18 protein-coding genes are annotated in these 18104 nt (G+C 73.5%); 11 read left to right on the top strand and 7 right to left on the bottom strand.

Features of this window, described 5'->3' with window-relative positions:
* Window positions 1–9: 9 nt before the first annotated feature.
* On the bottom strand, window positions 10–816 hold the full coding sequence (locus ACH4C6_RS23200; RefSeq protein WP_398110505.1) for an SGNH/GDSL hydrolase family protein: 807 nt from the start codon (window positions 814–816) through the stop codon (window positions 10–12).
* Window positions 817–1163: 347 nt separating this feature from the next.
* Here ACH4C6_RS23200 and ACH4C6_RS23195 point away from each other — a divergent pair, with 347 nt between their 5' ends.
* From ACH4C6_RS23195 to ACH4C6_RS23170, 6 genes are all read left to right on the top strand, one after another.
* Window positions 1164–2369 (top strand): S8 family peptidase, encoded by a 1206-nt coding sequence (locus ACH4C6_RS23195; protein ID WP_398110504.1) that lies wholly within the window; start codon window positions 1164–1166, stop codon window positions 2367–2369.
* A gap of 511 nt (window positions 2370–2880) precedes the next feature.
* Window positions 2881–3705: a glycosyltransferase family 2 protein gene (locus ACH4C6_RS23190; protein WP_398110503.1), complete on the top strand. Its 825-nt coding sequence runs from the start codon at window positions 2881–2883 to the stop codon at window positions 3703–3705.
* Window positions 3702–4751 carry a glycosyltransferase family 2 protein gene (locus tag ACH4C6_RS23185; protein ID WP_398110502.1) on the top strand — a complete coding sequence of 350 codons (1050 nt, stop codon included), beginning with the start codon at window positions 3702–3704 and terminating at the stop codon, window positions 4749–4751. Before ACH4C6_RS23190 ends, ACH4C6_RS23185 begins: the two co-directional genes overlap by 4 nt.
* Complete coding sequence (locus ACH4C6_RS23180) at window positions 4748–5548, top strand: polysaccharide deacetylase family protein (protein ID WP_398110501.1); 801 nt, start codon at window positions 4748–4750, stop codon at window positions 5546–5548. Before ACH4C6_RS23185 ends, ACH4C6_RS23180 begins: the two co-directional genes overlap by 4 nt.
* Window positions 5549–5621: 73 nt before the next feature.
* The gene (locus tag ACH4C6_RS23175) at window positions 5622–6716 is read left to right on the top strand and encodes a DUF5925 domain-containing protein (protein ID WP_398110500.1); all 1095 of its coding nucleotides are present in this window, start codon (window positions 5622–5624) and stop codon (window positions 6714–6716) included.
* Between the two features lie 33 nt (window positions 6717–6749).
* The gene (locus ACH4C6_RS23170) at window positions 6750–7520 is read left to right on the top strand and encodes a DUF72 domain-containing protein (RefSeq protein ID WP_398110499.1); all 771 of its coding nucleotides are present in this window, start codon (window positions 6750–6752) and stop codon (window positions 7518–7520) included.
* 25 nt (window positions 7521–7545) lie between these two features.
* On the opposite strand, the gene ACH4C6_RS23165 is transcribed toward ACH4C6_RS23170, so the two are convergent.
* Entirely contained in the window at window positions 7546–7914 is a 369-nt protein-coding gene (locus ACH4C6_RS23165) for a GntR family transcriptional regulator (protein ID WP_398110498.1), read from the bottom strand.
* A 71-nt stretch (window positions 7915–7985) separates the two neighbouring features.
* Here ACH4C6_RS23165 and ACH4C6_RS23160 point away from each other — a divergent pair, with 71 nt between their 5' ends.
* Window positions 7986–8915, top strand: a complete 930-nt coding sequence (locus ACH4C6_RS23160) for a GNAT family N-acetyltransferase (protein ID WP_398110497.1) — start codon at window positions 7986–7988, stop codon at window positions 8913–8915.
* Window positions 8896–9396 (top strand): DUF402 domain-containing protein, encoded by a 501-nt coding sequence (locus ACH4C6_RS23155; RefSeq protein ID WP_398110496.1) that lies wholly within the window; start codon window positions 8896–8898, stop codon window positions 9394–9396. Before ACH4C6_RS23160 ends, ACH4C6_RS23155 begins: the two co-directional genes overlap by 20 nt.
* On the opposite strand, the gene ACH4C6_RS23150 is transcribed toward ACH4C6_RS23155, so the two are convergent.
* Window positions 9355–9987, bottom strand: coding sequence for a class I SAM-dependent methyltransferase (locus tag ACH4C6_RS23150; protein ID WP_398110495.1), 633 nt, complete (start codon window positions 9985–9987; stop codon window positions 9355–9357). The genes ACH4C6_RS23155 and ACH4C6_RS23150 overlap by 42 nt on opposite strands.
* Window positions 9988–10125: 138 nt before the next feature.
* On the opposite strand from ACH4C6_RS23150, the gene ACH4C6_RS23145 reads away from it, so the two are divergent.
* Window positions 10126–10260 carry a hypothetical protein gene (locus ACH4C6_RS23145; RefSeq protein ID WP_398110494.1) on the top strand — a complete coding sequence of 45 codons (135 nt, stop codon included), beginning with the start codon at window positions 10126–10128 and terminating at the stop codon, window positions 10258–10260.
* 215 nt (window positions 10261–10475) lie between these two features.
* Window positions 10476–11513 carry a lytic polysaccharide monooxygenase gene (locus ACH4C6_RS23140; RefSeq protein WP_398110493.1) on the top strand — a complete coding sequence of 346 codons (1038 nt, stop codon included), beginning with the start codon at window positions 10476–10478 and terminating at the stop codon, window positions 11511–11513.
* A gap of 79 nt (window positions 11514–11592) precedes the next feature.
* Here ACH4C6_RS23140 and ACH4C6_RS23135 read toward each other — a convergent pair whose 3' ends face one another.
* Window positions 11593–12453, bottom strand: coding sequence for an esterase/lipase family protein (locus ACH4C6_RS23135; RefSeq protein WP_398110492.1), 861 nt, complete (start codon window positions 12451–12453; stop codon window positions 11593–11595).
* A 186-nt stretch (window positions 12454–12639) separates the two neighbouring features.
* Window positions 12640–13086, bottom strand: coding sequence for a MarR family winged helix-turn-helix transcriptional regulator (locus ACH4C6_RS23130; protein WP_398110491.1), 447 nt, complete (start codon window positions 13084–13086; stop codon window positions 12640–12642).
* Between the two features lie 88 nt (window positions 13087–13174).
* Between ACH4C6_RS23130 and ACH4C6_RS23125 the strand changes: the two genes are divergently transcribed.
* Window positions 13175–13549 carry a cupin domain-containing protein gene (locus ACH4C6_RS23125; RefSeq protein ID WP_398110490.1) on the top strand — a complete coding sequence of 125 codons (375 nt, stop codon included), beginning with the start codon at window positions 13175–13177 and terminating at the stop codon, window positions 13547–13549.
* Window positions 13550–13565: 16 nt separating this feature from the next.
* On the opposite strand, the gene ACH4C6_RS23120 is transcribed toward ACH4C6_RS23125, so the two are convergent.
* The gene (locus tag ACH4C6_RS23120) at window positions 13566–14549 is read right to left on the bottom strand and encodes a DNA polymerase thumb domain-containing protein (protein WP_398110489.1); all 984 of its coding nucleotides are present in this window, start codon (window positions 14547–14549) and stop codon (window positions 13566–13568) included.
* Entirely contained in the window at window positions 14546–18043 is a 3498-nt protein-coding gene (locus ACH4C6_RS23115; RefSeq protein ID WP_398110488.1) for a DNA polymerase III subunit alpha, read from the bottom strand. Before ACH4C6_RS23115 ends, ACH4C6_RS23120 begins: the two co-directional genes overlap by 4 nt.
* Window positions 18044–18104 lie beyond the last annotated feature (61 nt).

Genomic DNA, 18104 nt, shown 5'->3' with positions numbered 1-18104 from the left:
GGGGAGCGGTCAGTCGTTGGCGTTCAGGACCGGCAGGTAGCCGCCCGACTGGCCGGGGGCCTTCGGGTGGTAGGACTCGCCGATGTTCAGCCAGTTGACGCTGTGCAGCCAGGAGTCGCCGGAGCAGATCTCGTGGCCGCCGAAGGTGGAGCGGACGTCCCCGAAGGCGAAGCCGTGGTCGGCGGCGCGCTTGCCGATGGTGGTGTTGAGGAGGTCGGAGGCGTCGTTGATGGCCTTGCGCTTGGCCTCGGACAGGCCGAGGCAGGTGGTGCCGAGCTTGTAGAAGCGGGGGTAGCCGAGGACGACGACCTTGGCGTTGGGGGCCTTGGAGCGGATCGCCGAGTACACGCCGTCGAGCTTGCCGGGGAGCGTGGAGTCGACGTAGGCGCGGGCGGTGTTGATGCGGGAGATGCAGGCGCTGTCGGACTGGGTCACACAGGTCGTCATGACGTCGGCGAAGCCGGCGTCGTTGCCGCCGATGCTGATGGACACGAGCGCGGTGCTGCCGCTCAGCGGGCCGAGCTGTCCGGACAGAACATCACCCGTTCGGGCGCCGGAACAAGCGGTGAAGTCGAACGCCGAGGGTGAGTTGGCGGCGGCCCAGAGGTAGGGGTAGGCCTTCGTGCTGCGCTTGCAGTCGCCGCTGGAACCGATGTAGCTGCCGGCGCCCACTCCGGAGGAGTAGGAGTCACCGAGCGCTGCGTACGGGCCGGTTGCGGCGAGTGCGGACGCCTGCGCCGTGGCCGCGCCGGTGAGGGCGGTGCCGGCGGCGAAGAGGAGCGAGCTCACGAGGACGACAAGTCGGGAACGTCTCATGGAACCTCCCTTTAGCAGGATCTCTGCCACAACCGTGGTAGCAGCTACGCGTGTTGACAGGAAGTGTCCATGCCAAGTTCTTTTCGGTCCCTTCACGGACCGGGGCACCCGTGCGGCACCTTCCGGGAACCATCTGCGATGCCTACTGGGGCGCTTGTTGCGTGCTCATGACAGGTTTGTTGAGAGGTTCTCAACTCCCTTGTCGCGTACGGCAGTCCGGCCGAGGCTGATCACAGGCCGGGAGCGGAACAGCGCACTCCCGGTCCGTGTGCGCGAGCACGCGCACACCCCCCACAGGACGCGCGCCCCACCCGGGCGCGCGCCGCCCGGAGGAGGACTCCCCCGTCATGGCAGAACCGCGAAGCAAGAGACTCGGAATCGCCGCGCTCACCTCATTGGCGACCGCCGCCCTCGTGGGCGCTCTCACCGCCCTGCCGGCCCAGGCGGCCGAGGCGGAGGGACGGGTGCTCGCCGCAGACTCACCGACCGCGGTGAAGAACAGCTATATCGTCACGCTCCACACACGCCCCGGACTGAAGGCGTCCTCGGCCGCCGGCAAGAGCCTCGTCAAGGGCTACGGCGGCTCGGTGGACAGGACGTTCGGATCCGCGCTGAACGGCTACTCCGCCACCCTGTCGGCCACCGAGGCCCGGCGGCTGGCCGCCGATCCCGCGGTGGCGTCCGTCGAGCAGAACCAGCGCGTCTCGCTCGCCGCGACCCAGACCTCCGCCCCCTGGGGCCTGGACCGGATCGACCAGCCCTCCCTCCCGCTCTCCGGCACCTACACCTACCCGGACAGCGCGGGCAGCGGCGTCACCGTCTATGTGGTCGACACCGGTGTGCGCATCACCCACCAGCAGATCAGCGGCCGGGCCGCACACGGCTACGACGCCGTCGACGGCGACAACGACGCCTCCGACGGCAACGGGCACGGCACGCACGTGGCCACGACGGTCGCGGGAACCACCTACGGCGTCGCCAAGAAGGCGAGGATCGTGGGCGTGCGCGTGCTGAACAACAGCGGGTCCGGCACCACGGCCGGTGTGATCGCGGGGATCGACTGGGTCACGCGCAACCACTCCGGCCCCTCGGTGGCCAACCTGTCGCTCGGCGGCGGGGCCTCCACCGCCCTGGACACGGCGGTCCGCAACTCCATAGCGAGCGGCGTCACGTACGCCGTCGCCGCGGGCAACAGCAACACCTCCGCCTCCTCGTCCTCCCCGGCCCGGGTCGCCGAGGCCATCACCGTCGGCGCCACCACCAGCACCGACGCCCGGGCGAGCTACTCCAACTACGGCTCGGCCCTGGACCTGTTCGCCCCCGGCTCCTCCATCACGGCCGGCTGGCACACGAGCGACACCGCCACCAACACCATCTCCGGCACCTCGATGGCCACCCCGCACGTGGCGGGCGCGGCGGCGGTCTACCTGGCGGGCCACCCCTCCGCCGCCCCCGCACAGGTCGCCTCGGCCCTGGTGGCGGGCGCCGCCACCGGCAAGGTGACCGGCGCGGGTTCGGGGTCACCGAACCGCCTGCTGCAACTCGTCCCCTGACGCCCCCCGTCCCCCGGCACCCGGGCACGGACACCTGAACAGCCGTTCCCCGCAGGCCCTGGCCGCCTGCGGGGAACGGCTCTTGATACGCCCGAAAACGGTCAACTTGTGTCTCACCGAGCACACCGAGCAACGGCCAAACCAACAAAAACGTGAGTGGCCGTTCCAGGTCTTGCCATACGGGTTCAATCGTCAATACCGTCATACATCTCACCCGCATCGGTCCGTCAGTACGCGGCTCCAGGGGAGGGCTCAGGGACCGCGACGTACCGGCGCGGGGCGCGGTAGGGGGGTGCCGTGCTCGGTGACCGCAGTGGTCTCCGGGCCGTGCCGCGCGGTCGGCTGCCGTTTTCGCGGCCGGTCAGCTTTGCCAGCTCACCCGGCGTGCCGGAGCTCCACTTCGGCATGCCTCGCCGTCCCGGCGTGCCTCGGGTGAGAACCCCCCTTTCGACCCGGACTGGATCCGGACTGCCCTGGGGGGGCGGTCCACCGGACGAGAGGGCCCAGACTCATGAGTTCAGCTCTGCAGCCGGCCGTGACGGAAGAGCATCCGCCGACCGCAGCCACGTACCGCCCCGTCTCCTCACACCTGGCCATCGCGCCGCCCGTGAGCGTGGTCATCCCGGCGATGAACGAGGCGGAGAACCTGCCGTACGTCTTCAAGACCCTGCCCGACTGGATCCACGAGGTGGTCCTGGTCGACGGCAACTCCACCGACGACACCGTCCGGGTGGCCCGCGAGCTGTGGCCCGGCGTCAAGGTCGTCGAGCAGCGCGGCAAGGGCAAGGGCGACGCCCTGATCACCGGCTTCCAGGCGTGCACCGGCGACATCATCGTGATGGTCGACGCGGACGGCTCGGCCGACGGCAACGAGATCGTGTCGTACGTCTCCGCCCTGGTCTCCGGCGCGGACTTCGCCAAGGGCTCCCGCTTCGCCAACGGCGGCGGCACCGACGACATGACCTTCGTCCGCAAGCTCGGCAACTGGGCCCTGTGCACGGCCGTCAACCGCAAGTTCGGCGCCCGGTACACCGACCTGTGCTACGGCTACAACGCCTTCTGGCGGCACTGCCTGGACAAGATCGACCTGGACTGCACCGGCTTCGAGGTCGAGACCCTGATGAACATCCGGGTGGTGAAGGCCGGACTGAAGGTGCAGGAGATCCCGAGCCACGAGTACCTGCGCATCCACGGCACGAGCAACCTGCGGGCCGTGCGGGACGGTCTGCGGGTCCTGCGCGTGATCCTCCAGGAGCGCTCCAACCGGCGTGCCCTGCGGCGCCGTTCGTCCCGGCCGTCGTCGGTGGCGGCGGCGGTGCGGGGAGAGGTGTCTTGAGCGGTCCCGACGTCTCCGTCGTGATTTGCGCGTACACCGAGGACCGCTGGGAGGACATCCTCGCGGCGGTCTCCTCGGTGCGGGCGCAGTCCCGGCCCGCGGTGGAGACGCTGCTGGTCGTCGACCACAACGAGACGCTCCGGGACCGGCTCGCACAGGAGTACAAGGAGACCGGCGAGGTGCGGGTGCTCGCCAACGCCGGCCCCCGCGGCCTGTCCGCCGGCCGCAACACCGGTATCGCGGCGGCCCGCGGCGAGATCGTGGCCTTCCTCGACGACGACGCCGTGGCCGAGCGGGACTGGCTGCGGCACTTCGCCGAGGCGTACGCCGATCCGCGGGTGATGGCGGTCGGCGGGCGCACGGTGCCGGTCTGGGCGTCGGGGCGGCGCCCGCACTGGTTCCCGGAGGAGTTCGACTGGGTGGTGGGCTGCACCTACCGGGGACTGCCGCGCGGCCGGGCCCGGGTGCGCAACGTGCTGGGCGGCAACGCCTCGTTCCGCCGCAGCGCCTTCGACGCGGCCGGCGGCTTCGCCACCGGCATCGGCCGGGACGGCGACAAGCGCCCCCTGGGCTGCGAGGAGACGGAACTGTGCATCCGTCTGTCGCGGGCCCTGCCCGACGCGGTGCTGCTGATCGACGACCGTGCGGTCATCCACCACCGCGTGCCCGCCGTGCGCGAGCGCTTCCGCTACTTCCGCACCCGCACCTGGGCCGAGGGCCTGTCCAAGGCCCTCGTGGCCCGCAGTGTCGGCGCGGACAAGGGCCTGGAGTCCGAACGCCGGTACGCCACCCGGGTCCTGCCGGCCGGAGTGGCCCGGGGCCTGCGCGACGCCCTGCTGGCCCGGCCGGGCGGAGCGGGCAGGGCAGGCGCGATCGTGGCCGGGGCGCTCACGGCGGCGGGCGGCTACGTCGTCGGCGGCTTCCGCGTCCGCCGCGGCGGCGCCGCGTTCCGGGTGCCCGAGGTGCCGCGGGGCGTCGGCGCCCCCGACGCGGCGGCGTCTCCCGCCCCCGTGCCGCGGGCCGTACGGGAAGGAGCCGGTTCGTGACCGACGCGCGGGTGCCGATCCTCATGTACCACGCGGTCGCCACCGATCCGAACCGGGCGACGCGCGCCCTGTCGGTCACCCCGGAGGCGTTCGCCGAGCAGATGGCGGTGCTCGCCGACCGCGGCGTCACACCGCTCACCACGGCGGGGCTCGCCGCGTGCTGGCGCTCGGGCCGCCCGCTGCCCGCCCGGCCGGTCCTCGTCACCTTCGACGACGGCTACGAGGGCGTGCACCGGCACGCCCTGCCCGCCCTCGCCAAGCACGGCTTCCCGGCGTCCCTGTTCGTCGCGACCGGCTGGCTGCGCGGACCGTACGACACCGGGGGCGGGCTGGACACCATGCTCGACTGGGACCAGGTCCGCGCGCTGGCGTCGGCCGGCGTCGAGATCGGCGGGCACAGCCACAGCCACCCGCAGCTCGACCAGGTCTCGGAGGCCACCCTGCGGTTCGAGCTGATCCACTGCAAGGAGATCCTCTCGGACCAGCTGGGCGCCGTCCCGGCCTCGTTCGCCTACCCCTACGGCTACTCCACCCGCCGGGTCCGGCAGGTGGTGCGCGAGACGGGGTACGCACAGGCCCTCGCCGTCGGCAACGGCCTGGCGCGCCGGGCCCAGGGGCCGTACGCCCTGCGGCGGGTGACGGTCCGCCGCGACACGGGCATCGAGGAGTTCGAGCGGATGGTGGAGGGCCGGGCGATCGCCCGGACGTTCGCCCGGGACCGGGCCCTCACCCGCGGGTACGCGGTGGTGCGCCGGGCCCGGCGGGCGGCCCGCGCGGTCGCCCGGTCCGGCGGCTGACCCGGCCGGGCGGGACCGCCGCGTGCACCGGAAAACGGGTGCACGCGGCGGTCCCGTGCCGGATCATGGCGGCATGTCTGGAAACCCGCACGAAACGCTGCCGATCCGGCTCAACGTCGACGACTCCGACTCCCCGTCCGACGTCGTCGACGCGCTGTTCCTCGGCCGCTTCGCGACGGGCGAGCAGCCGTACTCCCACGCGGCGAACATCGACCGGGTGCGCTCCGGCGCGACGCTGATGCCGCCCGGCGCCCGGGTCCTGCGCGTCGCCCGGGACGACGACCGCAGCGCCACCCTCGCCGAGGGCGACGGCTGGACGCTGCTCATCTCCCGCTGGAACCGCGGCGCCGACGTCACGGTCACGGCGACCAGCGCCGAGCTGGCACAGAAGATCCTCGGCCAGGCCACCGACGGGGCGGCGGACGAACCCGAACCGCAGCCCGAGAACGTCACGATGGGCTTCTGGTACGTCTCCCCGCGCCGCGGCCCGCATCGCACCACCCGGCAGATCGCGGCGGGCACCTGGGACGAGGTCCGGCCCAACTACACGGCGCCCGTCGCCGAGGCGATGGACCGGCTGATGAAGACGACACCCGAGGACATCGCGGGCCGGCTCCTGCTGCTCCACGGCCCGCCCGGCACCGGCAAGACCTCCGCGCTGCGCACCCTCGCCCGGTCCTGGCGCGACTGGTGCCAGGTGGACTGCGTCCTGGACCCCGAACGGCTCTTCTCCGACGTCGGCTACCTCATGGACATCGCCATCGGCGAGGACGACGCCACCGGCAAGGGCCGCTGGCGGCTGCTGCTCCTGGAGGACTGCGACGAACTGATCCGCGGCGAGGCCAAGCACACCGCGGGCCAGGCGCTGTCCCGGCTGCTGAACCTGACCGACGGGCTGCTCGGGCAGGGGCGCAACGTACTGGTGGGGGTCACCACCAACGAGGACCTGGAGCGCCTGCACCCGGCCGTGGTCCGGCCGGGCCGCTGCCTGGCGCGCATCGAGGTGGGCCCGCTGACCCGCGCGGAGGCGGTGGGCTGGCTGGGCCGCGAGGACGGGGTCGGCCGCGAGGGGGCCACGCTGGCGGAGCTGTACGCGCTGCGCCGGGGCACCTCCCCGACGTCCCTGCCCGAGCCGCGCGGTGACGCGGACGCGGGCCTGTATCTGTAGGAGGTCCGTCTGCGCCGGTGTTTTGATGGGGCTATGACCCTGTTCGTGGGCACGTCCGGCTGGCAGTACAAGGACTGGCGGGACGTGCTGTACCCGGCCGGGCTCCCGGTGCGGCTCTGGCTGGAGGAGTACGCGGCGCACTTCGCCACGGTCGAGATCAACAACGCCTTCTACCGGCTGCCGTCGCGGGAGACCTTCGAGGGCTGGCGGGAACGGGTGCCCGGGGACTTCGTGGTGGCCGTGAAGGCGAGCCGCTACCTGACCCACATCAAGCGGCTCAAGGAGCCCGAGGAGCCGGTGCACCGGCTGATGAGCCACGCGGCGGGGCTCGGCGGCCGGCTCGGCCCGGTGCTGCTCCAGCTCCCGCCCACCCTGCGGGCCGACCCGGGCCTGCTGGACGCCTGCCTGGCCCGCTTCCCCGCCCCGACCCGGGTGGCGGTGGAGCCCCGGCACGACTCGTGGTGGACCCCGCAGGTCCGCGCGGTGCTGGAGGCCCGGGGCGCCGCCCTGTGCTGGGCCGACGTCCTGGCCCGCCCGGCGACCCCGCTGTGGCGCACCACCGACTGGGGCTACGTCCGCTTCCACCAGGGACGCGCCCGGCCCTGGCCCCGCTACGGCCGGCGCTCGCTGGCCACCTGGCTCGACCGCATCGCGACCACCTGGCCGGACGGCGAGGACGTCTACGCGTACTTCAACAACGACCCGGGCGGCGCCGCGGTGGAGGACGCCACGGCCTTCGCCCGCCTCGGGCGCTCGGCGGGCCTGGACCTCACACGGACGCCCGGCCGTCCCGTCCGCGGCTGAGGGGTGCGCCCGGCGGACGGGGAGCTCACCGCCCGTGGACCGCCCGCAGGGCGTCGCGGACAGCGGCCAGCGCGGCGTCCTCGTCCAGCCCGAGCCGGCGGGCCCGCTCGGCGTACGCCTGCGCGGCCGACGCCAGTTCCCGGTCGGCCGCCGCACCGGCGGCGGCCACGAACGTGCCGTTGCGCCCGCGCGTCTCGATCACCCCGTCCGCCTCCAGCGCCCGGTAGGCCTTGGCGACCGTGTTCGCGGCGAGGCCCAGCGACTCGGCCAGGCCCCGCACGGTCGGCAGCCGGTAGCCCACCGGCAGCGCACCGGAGCGCGCCTGTTCGGAGATCTGCGCCCGCACCTGCTCGTACGGCGGGGCGCTGTCGTCGATGTCGATGCTCAAGCTCACCGGCCGATTGTCCCGTACCCGGCGGAAAATGAGAGGCACCCGTGAGGAGTGCCCGCGTAACGTCCGCCCCCATGACCGTGATCGTGCGCGACCTGCGACCCGATGTCCGAGCCGACGCCGAGGGGTTCTCCGCGACCCGCCGCCTGGCCCTGCCGTACATGCTGTCCACGCCCGAGTCGGTGCTGCACGACCTGACGCACGCCCCTCCCGGCGCCCACTTCGGCCAGCTGATCGCCGAGGAGGACGGCGAGGTCGTCGGCACGGCGCAGATCAGCGTCGCCCACGACAGTCCGGAGCCCGGCCAGGGTTCGGCCAACATCTACGTGCGCCCCGGCCGCGAAGGGCGCGGCGCCGGTTCGCTGCTGCTGCGCACCGCGGAGGAGCGGCTGGTGGCGCTCGGGGTCCGCAGGCTGTTCACCTGGGTGCTGGACGAGCCGGGGAACCGCGCGTTCGCCGAGCGGAGGGGCTTCTCCGCCAGCCGCTCCGCCTGCTTCCTGCGGCTGGACCTGGCCGGGGGCACGCTGCCGCCCCGTCAGGACCCGCCACCTGGTGTCGAGCTGCGCACCGCCGCCGACTTCGCCGGTGATCCGCGTCCGCTGTTCGAGCTGGACGCCGCGGCGTCGTCGGACGAACCGAGCGACATCGACGTCGAGTTCACGGACTACGAGGCCTGGGTCGAGGCGAACTGGAAGCACCCGCTGCTGGACCTCGAGCTGACCACGGTCGCGCTCGTCGACGGCCGGCCCGCCGCCTTCACCGTGGCGTACACCGACGGCGACCGCCGCTACGGCACCGCCATGACCGGCACGGCCCGGGAGTTCCGCGGCCGGGGCCTGGCCAAGCTCGTCAAGAACGACTCCCTGCACCGCGCCCGCGCGGCAGGGTGCACGGAGGCGTTCACCGGCAACGACACCGGGAACGAGCCGATGATCGCCATCAACAAGTGGTTCGGCTACGAGATCTGTGCGAAGGAAGTGCGCCATGTCCGCGAACTCGGCTGAGGGGACCCCGCAGCTGGACGTCGTGCTCGTCAAAGCGGGCCGTACGAAGATCCGTTACGCCGGCGAGCTGCTGTCCGACGATGGCACGCGCATCGCGCTGCGCGCCCCGTGGGCGGGCGGCGGTGTGCGGGACTTCGGCTTCGTCCGCTTCGAGCCCGGGGACGTCTTCACGGAGTACTACTGGCGGGACCGCTGGTACGCGATCAAGGAGGTGCGCTCCGCGACGGGCGCGCTGAAGGGCTGGTACTGCGACGTCACCCGCCCGGCCCGCCGCTCGGGAGCGGAGCTGGTCGTCGAGGACCTCGACCTGGACCTGTGGTGCGGCGCGGACGGCCTGGACGTACGGCGTCTGGACGAGGACGAGTTCGCCGAGAGCGGCCTGGCCGAGTCGGACCCGGACGCGGCCCGGGCCGCGTCGGCCGCACTGGACGAACTGGAGTCACTCGCCCGGGGCGGCGACTTCACCGCACTGCTGGCCTGAGCCACCGCTCACGGCGACGACCGCGTACCGCTCGTCGGTCACCGGGCCGCCCCACAGCAGGGGATCGTCCGAGAGCCGGTGCACCCGCACCCGCCCGGCGACGGGTGCGAGCAGACCGGTGAGCCGCTCGGCCGGTATGCCGACCGGCTCGGCACTCCCCCAGACGCCCTCGACCAGCACGAGCCGCCCGCCCGGCCGGAGCAGCCCGTACCAGTGCCGCAGGATGCGGGCGGGGTGGGGCAGGGCCCATAGGACGTGCCGGACGAGCACGGCGTCGAAGCGCCGGTCGCCGACGGGCGGTGACGCGGCGTCCCCGAGGAGGAACACCGCGTCGCGCCCGGCGAGCTTCCGCCGGGCCAGGGTCACCATGGCCGGGGAGCGGTCCACGCCCGTCACCCGGTGCTCCTGCTCGGCCGCGAGCAGGGACAGGCTGCCGGTGCCGCAGCCGAGGTCCAGCACGTCGCCCGGGCGCCCCGGCAGCCAGTCCCGCAGCCGTCCGGCCCAGGCCAGGCGCACCTCGGGGTCGCGCAGGCCGTGGTCGGGCTCCTCGTCGAAGGAGGCGGCTTCGGCGTCCCAGTCCACGTCGGTCATGGCCTCAGGGTGACACCCACCACTGACATCCGGATCGTGACTGCCGCCACTGACACCACGGAAGCGATGAGTAAACCTCCCCCGAAAGGTCTACCTCCGTGAGAACGCGGAACCCGGTGGACCGGTAAGGAGGCCGTCATGCGCCGTACGACCGTGCAGAAGCCTGTGAAGAAGACGGACGTCCGCCGGGTCCGCGAGGAGGCCGACGAGCGTCCCGCCGGACGCCCGGAGGTCCGCAGGGACATCGCCCGCACGTGGTGGCCGGACGTGTGAGCGGCCGGGGCCGGCCGGGGGACGCACGCGTCCGGACAGCCGCTCGCGGGTGCCTACCTGATGTCAGGCTGAGCACTCCCTTAAGCGGGCCATAAGGATCTCCTCCACCCCTCCTCAGCAGGCGATTTCGCGGTCCGGTCGGGCTAGCTTCGGATCACCCCACGGGATCCGGCCCGATCGGGCCCGGCCCACGCACTGTTTCGAGGAGTTCCCGCATGTCCGCACGCCGCAAGGCCGCCGCCGTCGCCGCCCTCGGCGGTCTCCCGCTCGCCCTGACCGCGCTGAGCACCGCCCCGGCGGCGGCGCACGGTTCGATGGGCGACCCGGTCAGCCGGGTCGCGCAGTGCTTCGCCGAAGGCCCGGAGAGCCCCAAGTCGGCCGCGTGCAAGGCGGCGGTGGCGGCGGGCGGCACCCAGGCCCTCTACGACTGGAACGGCATCCGGATCGGCGACGCGGCCGGCCGGCACCAGGAGCTCATACCCGACGGCAAGCTGTGCAGCGCGAACAACGCGCAGTTCAAGGGGCTCGACCTGGCCCGCTCCGACTGGCCGGCGACCGGGGTGAAGAGCGGCGCGTACACCTTCAAGTACCGGGTGACGGCCCCGCACAAGGGCACCTTCAAGGTGTACATCACCAAGCCCGGCTACGACGCGGCCGGGCCGCTCTCCTGGAGCGACCTGGATCTGCGCAACCCGGTGGCGACGTCCACCGACCCGGCGGCCTCGGGCGGCTTCTACACGTTCTCCGGCACGCTGCCCCAGCGTTCGGGCAAGCACCTGCTGTACGCGGTCTGGCAGCGGTCGGACAGCCCGGAGGCGTTCTACTCCTGCTCGGACGTCAGCTTCGGCGGCGCCGCGACGGGCGGCGGGAACGCCGGTGCGGCCCCGGCGCCGTCCGCCTCGGCCCCGACCGGGAAGCAGATCGAGGACGGCAACGACAAGTCGACCGTGGAGAACCACGGGCACGGCGACCACGACGCCCGCACCTCGGCCGAGCCCGCCGCGGCCCCCGAGCGCGACGACGAGGGCGGGGCGAAGGAGTCCGAGCCCGCCGCCGAGCGGACGGAGGCGGCCGCGGCCGCACCCAACCGGCCCGAGGCGGCCGGTGCGACGGAGAAGCTGGCCGAGACCGGCGGCGACAGCAGCACCCCGTACGTCGCGATGGGCGGTGCGGCCGCCCTGGCGCTCGGGGCGTCGGCCCTGTTCCTGACCACCCGGCGCCGGGCGGCGACGGGCGGCCGGCACGGCCGGTGACCCGGCCCACCGCCCCCTGACCCGGGGCCTGTCCGGCGGCTCAGGCCGGACAGGCCCCGAAACGTTTCACTGACACGTGTCAGCTGAACACCGAAGCGCAGGTGGTCGGGGTGGCCCGCGCCGGATCGAGGGCGTTGGCCACCTCGTGGAAGGCGATCCGGTCCGTCAGCCCGATCACCACGTGCTCGGAGAGGTCGACGGGGCAGAGGTCCTGGAGCAGGACGTTGCGCACCCCGGGTCCGGTCAGGTACTGGCTGCGCCAGGGCGTGACCACCTCGTCGTACCTGGTGGCGATGACGGTGTAGCGCACGCCGGGCACGGTGTCGCCGCCCGCGTTGAGCCGGCGGAGGAAGTCGGAGCCGGTGACCTGGTCGGCGAGGGCGGGGGTGTTCTTCGACAGCAGGTCGGCGGCGCCCGGGAAGTAGGGCAGCAGCGCGGTGAAGCCGTTCAGGTCGGTGCCGTGGTTGCTGGGCGCGATGCCGACCAGGGCGTTCACCTTGTCGGCACCGCCGAGGAAGCGCAGGTACCAGCGGGGCATCATGCCGCCCTGCGAGTGGCCGACGATGTCGGTCTCGGCGGCGCCGGTGGCGGTGAGCACCCGGTCGACGAAGTCCCTGAGCTGGTGGGCCGACTTCTCGACCGGACCCAGGCCGTGGAAGAAGGGGACGCCCTCCAACTGGCCGTAGTCCAGGGAGAAGACGCAGTAGCCGCGGACCTGGAGGTAGGGCGCGAGGCCCAGCCAGTTGTCGACGGAGTTGCCGAGGGTGCCGTGGACGAGGACGACGGGCCGGGGGTGGGCGGCGGACGGCTTGCAGGAGTAGTCGTTCCAGCCGGAGCTCGGGGCCCCGGCGGCCCGGGCGGTGGAGGCGGGGACGGTGACGGCCGCGGCGGTCAGCAGCAGGGCGGCCAGGGGTCTGAGCACTCGTTTCCAGGGCAGCATCGGGTGATCTCCTTGCGGCTCAAGGGAGGTGCGACGGCACGACGCCTGTGATCCGGATCACGAGGATGCTGTTCACTCGTCAAGTTACGGGCGAGTAGCCACCGGGGGAAGTTACGCGTCGGTAAAAACTCGCGAGGGTGCCCGGTCCCGCGGGCCGGCCTCTCCCCCGGCGGCGCCGACGCCGCCTCACCAGGCGGGTCGCAGCGGCCCGCCGGGCGCGATCCGCAACAACTGCTCCCGCAGCGCCCGCAGTTCGCCCTCCCCCACCAGACCCTCCCATGCACGTACGGCCTCGGCGGCCGCCTCCTCGGCCGCGCGCGTGCACGCCCGCCCGCGCTCCGTCAGCACGACGAGACGCGCCCGCGCGTCCCCGGGGTGCGGCCGCCGCTCGGCATAGCCCTTGCGGACCATCTCGTCCACGAGCTGACTGGCCGCCTGCTTGGTCACCCCGAGGTGGACGGCCAGGTCGGTGACCGTCGCGCCGTCCGGGACGAGCCGCGCGAAGGCGAAGCCATGCGCGGGCCGCAGCCCCTCGAAGCCGCGCGCGACCACGCCCTCGTGGATGCGCTGGGTGAGCCCGCCGGCGGCGGCGAGCAGGGCGGCGGACAGGGCCATGGCCTCGGAGGTGTGCACGGATGCATTGAAACACCCTTGACGATTCGGTCAAGCCGCTTGACCATATAGTCAAGCAGCTTGACCATATCGCCCACCGGAGGCCGCCATGCCCGTCGTCCGCTCGTCCGAGGCCGTCACCCACGAGATCCACGGCGCCCGTTTCGTCTCGTACGCCGCCCCCCGCAGCGGCAGCAGGGAACTGTGCGCCTGGCGCGGGGAGATCCCGCCCGGGCTCCGCGCGCCGGCGCACACCGTCAGCCGCGAGGAGATCTTCCACCTGCTCGACGGTGAACTGCTCGTCACCCTCGACGGCCGCACCGAGCGGATCACCGCGGGCGACACGGTCATCGTCGGGGCCGGCGCCACTTTGACCGTGGAGAACCCCACCGACCGGACCGCGCACTCCTGGGTCACCACCTCCGTGGGCCTGGAGGCGACGCTGGCCGACGGCACCCGCCTGGTGCCGCCGTGGGCCAACTGACGTCAGGCGGACGGCTCTACGCCGCCGCCCCGCCCAACCCCCCGGGCATCACCGCCCGCGGGCCGAACTTGGCCCGGGCGCGGTCCGCGACCTCCTCGATCCGGCGGACCCTCTCGTCCACGGGGTCGAAGGTCAGCTGGTGGGCGGCCCGGTCGGCGGGGTCGAGCCCCTCGGCGCGCAGGGCGATCGCGCGGACCCGGGCGCGCTGCAACCCGAGCGCCTCGTACATGCCGTACGCGGCCCTGGTCAGCGCCGGGGAGTGCGCGGACGGTTCGGGCAGGGTGCGGCTGCGGGTGGTGGCGGACCTGTCGGCGTAGCGCACGGTGAGGGTGAGGGCGCGGCAGACCTTCTCCAGGGCGCGCAGCCGGGCCCCGATCTCCTCGGCGGCCGACAGCAGGGCCCGCCGGTGCCGGTCCGGGTTCAGCTCGTCGCGTTTGAAGGGGCGCTCGGTGGCGAGGGAGCGGGAGACGGCGTTCGGTACGACCCGGCCGCGGTCGACGCCGTTCGCCTTCTCGCGCAGCTCACGGCCTGCCTTGGCGCCGATCAGCCGCTGGAGCGTGGACAGGGGGGCGGCGGCGACCCGGCCGAGGGTGTCGAGGCCGTAGTCGGTCAGGGTGCGGGAGGTCGCGGCGCCCACTCCGGGCAGCGCGGCGACGGGCTTGTCCGCGAGGTACCGCGCGACGGCCTCCGGCTCCCCGGGCACCACATGGGTCTCTCCGGGCCGGGCGTCGTCCAGCGCCATGCGCGCCAGCATCGGCCCGGGCCCGGCCCCGATCACGCAGTCGACACCGTGCAGCGCGAGTGAGCGGACCCGGATCACGGAGGCCAGTTCGACGGCGTCGCGCCGGAAGTACCGCTCGGCGCCCCGCAGATCGGCCAGCGCCCCGTCCGGCGGCAGGGCCTGGACGACCGGTGTGAACTCCTCGAGCATCCCGAGCAGGTGGGGCAGGTCGGCCTCGCTCGTCGGAGGCAGCTGGAAACGTACGCAGAGGATGGTCATCCCGCACTCCCCGGACTCTGGTGCCACAACTTCCTTCCCACCGCGGGCCCTTCCCCCGCGGGACGCAGATCGGCCCAGGGGTGCATCTCGTACCCCGTGGCCATGCGGATCTTCCGTCGCCGCATCGGGTCCTCGGCCGCGGATCCGGCCGGCGCGGGCAGTCCGTCCGATCCGGCGAGCCGGCGGCGCGCCGCGCCCTCGCCGTCGTCGCCGGACCCGTCGGGGCCGCCGGCACCGGCCAGCCGGGCGGCGACCCCTTCCAGCCCTTCCTCCCGGCGCACGTCGAGCAGGTCCGCGAGGTTCCAGACGGCTGCGCCCACCACGCTGAAACTGCGCGGGCCGCGGCGCTGCACCACCCCGCGCACCAGCAGCAGCCAGGAGTGGAAGACGGTGTGGGCGCAGGTGTCGTGCGAGTCGTCGAAGAAGGCGAGGTCGACCAGGCCCGTGCCGTCGTCCAGGGTGGTGAAGATGACCCTCCGGCCGGAGCGGATGGGCGGTGTCTGGGTGGCCGCCTTGGCGCCCGCGACCAGCACCGTCTCCCCGTTGCGGACCTCGCGCAGCCGCCGCGCCGACACCACGCCCAGCTCGTCGAGGAACTCCCGGTGGTCGTCCATCAGATGGTGCGTGGCGTCCATGGAGAGCACGCCCAGCTCGGCGCTGAGCCGCTCCGAGGAGGTGAGGTCGGGCAGCCCGGCCGGGGCCGTCCTCCGTCCGCCGGCCAGCGGCAGCTGCCCCCCGCCGCCGCCCCGCGCCCCCCGGTGCAGCTCGGTCAGGTGCAGTTGCAGGTCCCGGCGGTTGGCGCCGAACGCGTCCAGCGCGCCGACCTGGGCGAGCCGTTGGGCCAGCGGGCGGCTGGGCCGGCCCCGCTCCCAGAAGTCGACCAGGGAGGCGTACGGCTGCCCCTCGGCGATCCGCGCCGCCTCGGCCTCGCTGATGCCGTGCACGTCCGAAAGGGCCAGCCGCAGCCCCCACTTACCGGACACCAGTTCGATACGGTGGGCGACTCCCGACTTGTTCACGTCCAGCGGCAGCACGGGCACCCCGCGCCGCCGCGCGTCCGCCAGCAGCAGCCGCTTGGGGTACATGCCGGGGTCGTGCGTGAGCAACCCCGCGTAGAACGCGGCCGGGTGGTGCGCCTTCAGCCACGCCGACTGGTAGGTCGGCACGGCGAAGGCGACCGCGTGCGCCTTGCAGAAGCCGTAGCTGCCGAAGGCCTCGACGATCTCCCAGGTGCGCCGGATCGTCTCCGCGTCATAGCCGTTCGCCGCCGCGTGCTGGGCGAACCACACCTTGATCCGCGCCTGCGACTCGGGGTCGGACAGTCCGCGCCGCACCCGGTCGGCCTCGCCGCGCCCGCAACCGGTCATGCGGGCGACGATGTCGATGATCTGCTCGTGGAAGACGACGACCCCGTAGGTCTCCTTCAGCGGCTCCTCCAGGTCCGCGTGCGGGTAGCGCACCGGCGCCCGCCCGTGCCGGGCCTCGATGAACGGCCGCACCATGTCGGCGGCGACCGGGCCGGGCCGGAACAGCGAGATGTCGACGACCAGGTCGTGGAAGCCGGCCGGCTGGAGCCGCCCGACCAGGTCCCGCTGCCCGGGCGACTCGATCTGGAAGCAGCCGAGCGTCTCCGTGGACTGGATCAGCCGGTACGTGGCGGGGTCGTCCGGCGGGAGGGCGTCCAGCTCCACCCGCTCCCCCGACGCCCGCTCCACCTCCCGCACCGCGTGCGCCATCGCCGACTGCATCCGCACCCCGAGCACGTCCAGCTTCAGCAGCCCGAGCTCCTCCACGTCGTCCTTGTCGAACTGCGACATCGGAAAGCCCTCGCCGCTGGTCGGCACGACCGGCGTGCGCGACAGCAGCGAGGCGTCGGACAGCAGCACCCCGCACGGGTGCATGGCCACCCCGCGCGGCAGGGCGTCCAGCGCCTCGACCAGTTCCCACAGCTTCCCGTACGTGTCCTTCTCGCCCGCCAGCGCGCGCAGCTCGGGCAGTTCCTCCAGCGCGGCGCGGGCGTCGCGGGCCCGGATGTGCGGGAAGGCCTTGGCGATCCGGTCGATCTCGGCCGGGTCCATGGACAGGGCGGCCCCCACGTCGCGGATGGCGTGCCGTACGCGGTACGTCTCGGGCATCGCGACCGTCGCCACCCTCTCGGTGCCGAACCGGTCGATGATCGCGCGGTAGACCTCCAGCCGGCGGGCGGACTCGACGTCGATGTCGATGTCGGGCAGCACGACCCGCTCCTTGGACAGGAACCGCTCCATCAGCAGCCGGTGCTCGATCGGGTCGGCGTGCGCGATCCCGAGCAGGTGGTTGACCAGCGATCCGGCCCCGGACCCCCGGGCGGCCACCCGGATCCCCATGGCCCGCACGTCGTCGACCACCTGGGCGACGGTGAGGAAGTAGGAGGCGAACCCGTGGTGGGCGATGATGTCCAGCTCGTGGTGCATCCGCTCCCAGTACGCACGCCGCCGGTCGTAACCGTGCAGCACCATCCCGGCCGCGGCCCGCGAGGCCAGGGTCCGCTGGGCGCTGCGGCGCCCGGCGCCGACCAGATGCGGTTCGGGGAAGTGGACGGTGCCGATCCCCAGGTCCCCCTCGGGGTCGACCCGGCACTCGGCGGCGGTGGCCTCGGTCTGCTCCAGCAGCCGGTGGGCGGTGCCCGGCCGGAATCCCGCGGCCTCCATGATCCGCTCGGCGGCGTGCGCCATGTCCCCCGGGCCCTTGAGCCAGGCCTCACCGGAGTCCAGCTCCCCGGCCGGGTCGATGGGCACCAGCCGCCGGGCGGCGTCCAGGACGTCGGCGACCGGCCCCAGCCCGGGGTCGGCGTAGCGCACGGCGTTGGTCAGCACGGGCCGGATCCGCTGCTCGGCGGCGAACCCGACGGTACGGGCGGCCAACCGCAGCGAGCCGGGGCCGGTCCCCTGCCGGCCGTGCCAGACGGCCTCCAGCCGCAGGTCGTCGCCGTAGACCTCGCGCCAGGGCACGAGCAGCCGCGCCGCCCGGTCGGGACGGCCCGCGGCCAGGGCGCGCCCGACGTCGGAGCCGGGTCCGAGCAGCACGGTCAGCCCGTCGCCGTGGTGGCGTTCCCAGGGCAGCAGCGGGGTCCCCTCGCCCTCGTGGGCGGCCGAGACGAGCCGGCACAGCCCGGCCCAGCCGCGGGCCCCGTCCCGGGCCAGGAAGGTGACGCGGGGAGCCGATTCGTCGACGAAGGCCCCGCCCCGCACCGGGGTCCGGCGCCGCCCCCGCGGGCCGGCCGCCTCGGGCGGTTCAGCCGTCGCGACCGCCAGGTCGGCGCCGAACAGCGGGCGGACCCCCGCCTTGGCGCAGGCCTTCGAGAACCGGACCGCCCCGGCGAGGGTGTCGCGGTCCGTCAGTGCCAGGGCGTCCATGCCCCGCTCCAGGGCGCGCTCGGCCAGCCGCTCCGGGTGCGAGGCTCCGTGGCGCAGCGAGAATCCGGAGACGGTGTGCAGATGCGTGAACCCCGGCACACGCACCTCCCGCACTCGTGAGCGACTGCTCTCGAACATCTGTTCCCAGCTACCTCACCCC

This window comes from Streptomyces sp. NPDC017943 (assembly GCF_044328425.1).
GTDB lineage: Bacteria > Actinomycetota > Actinomycetes > Streptomycetales > Streptomycetaceae > Streptomyces > Streptomyces djakartensis_A.
The sequence above is the reverse complement of the archived record's forward strand: the minus strand, read 5'-3'. Positions and strand labels throughout refer to the sequence as shown.

Excerpts from the sequence above, each read along its gene's own strand:
- ACH4C6_RS23135 (WP_398110492.1), bottom strand. The coding sequence starts at position 12,453 with ATGCTGCCCTGGAAACGAGTGCTCAGACCCCTGGCCGCCCTGCTGCTG.
- ACH4C6_RS23200 (WP_398110505.1), bottom strand. The coding sequence starts at position 816 with ATGAGACGTTCCCGACTTGTCGTCCTCGTGAGCTCGCTCCTCTTCGCC.
- ACH4C6_RS23195 (WP_398110504.1), top strand. The coding sequence starts at position 1,164 with ATGGCAGAACCGCGAAGCAAGAGACTCGGAATCGCCGCGCTCACCTCA.
- ACH4C6_RS23175 (WP_398110500.1), top strand. The coding sequence starts at position 5,622 with ATGTCTGGAAACCCGCACGAAACGCTGCCGATCCGGCTCAACGTCGAC.
- ACH4C6_RS23190 (WP_398110503.1), top strand. The coding sequence starts at position 2,881 with ATGAGTTCAGCTCTGCAGCCGGCCGTGACGGAAGAGCATCCGCCGACC.
- ACH4C6_RS23145 (WP_398110494.1), top strand. The coding sequence starts at position 10,126 with ATGCGCCGTACGACCGTGCAGAAGCCTGTGAAGAAGACGGACGTCCGC.
- ACH4C6_RS23160 (WP_398110497.1), top strand. The coding sequence starts at position 7,986 with ATGACCGTGATCGTGCGCGACCTGCGACCCGATGTCCGAGCCGACGCC.
- ACH4C6_RS23170 (WP_398110499.1), top strand. The coding sequence starts at position 6,750 with ATGACCCTGTTCGTGGGCACGTCCGGCTGGCAGTACAAGGACTGGCGG.
- ACH4C6_RS23150 (WP_398110495.1), bottom strand. The coding sequence starts at position 9,987 with ATGACCGACGTGGACTGGGACGCCGAAGCCGCCTCCTTCGACGAGGAG.
- ACH4C6_RS23120 (WP_398110489.1), bottom strand. The coding sequence starts at position 14,549 with ATGACCATCCTCTGCGTACGTTTCCAGCTGCCTCCGACGAGCGAGGCC.
- ACH4C6_RS23125 (WP_398110490.1), top strand. The coding sequence starts at position 13,175 with ATGCCCGTCGTCCGCTCGTCCGAGGCCGTCACCCACGAGATCCACGGC.
- ACH4C6_RS23140 (WP_398110493.1), top strand. The coding sequence starts at position 10,476 with ATGTCCGCACGCCGCAAGGCCGCCGCCGTCGCCGCCCTCGGCGGTCTC.
- ACH4C6_RS23155 (WP_398110496.1), top strand. The coding sequence starts at position 8,896 with ATGTCCGCGAACTCGGCTGAGGGGACCCCGCAGCTGGACGTCGTGCTC.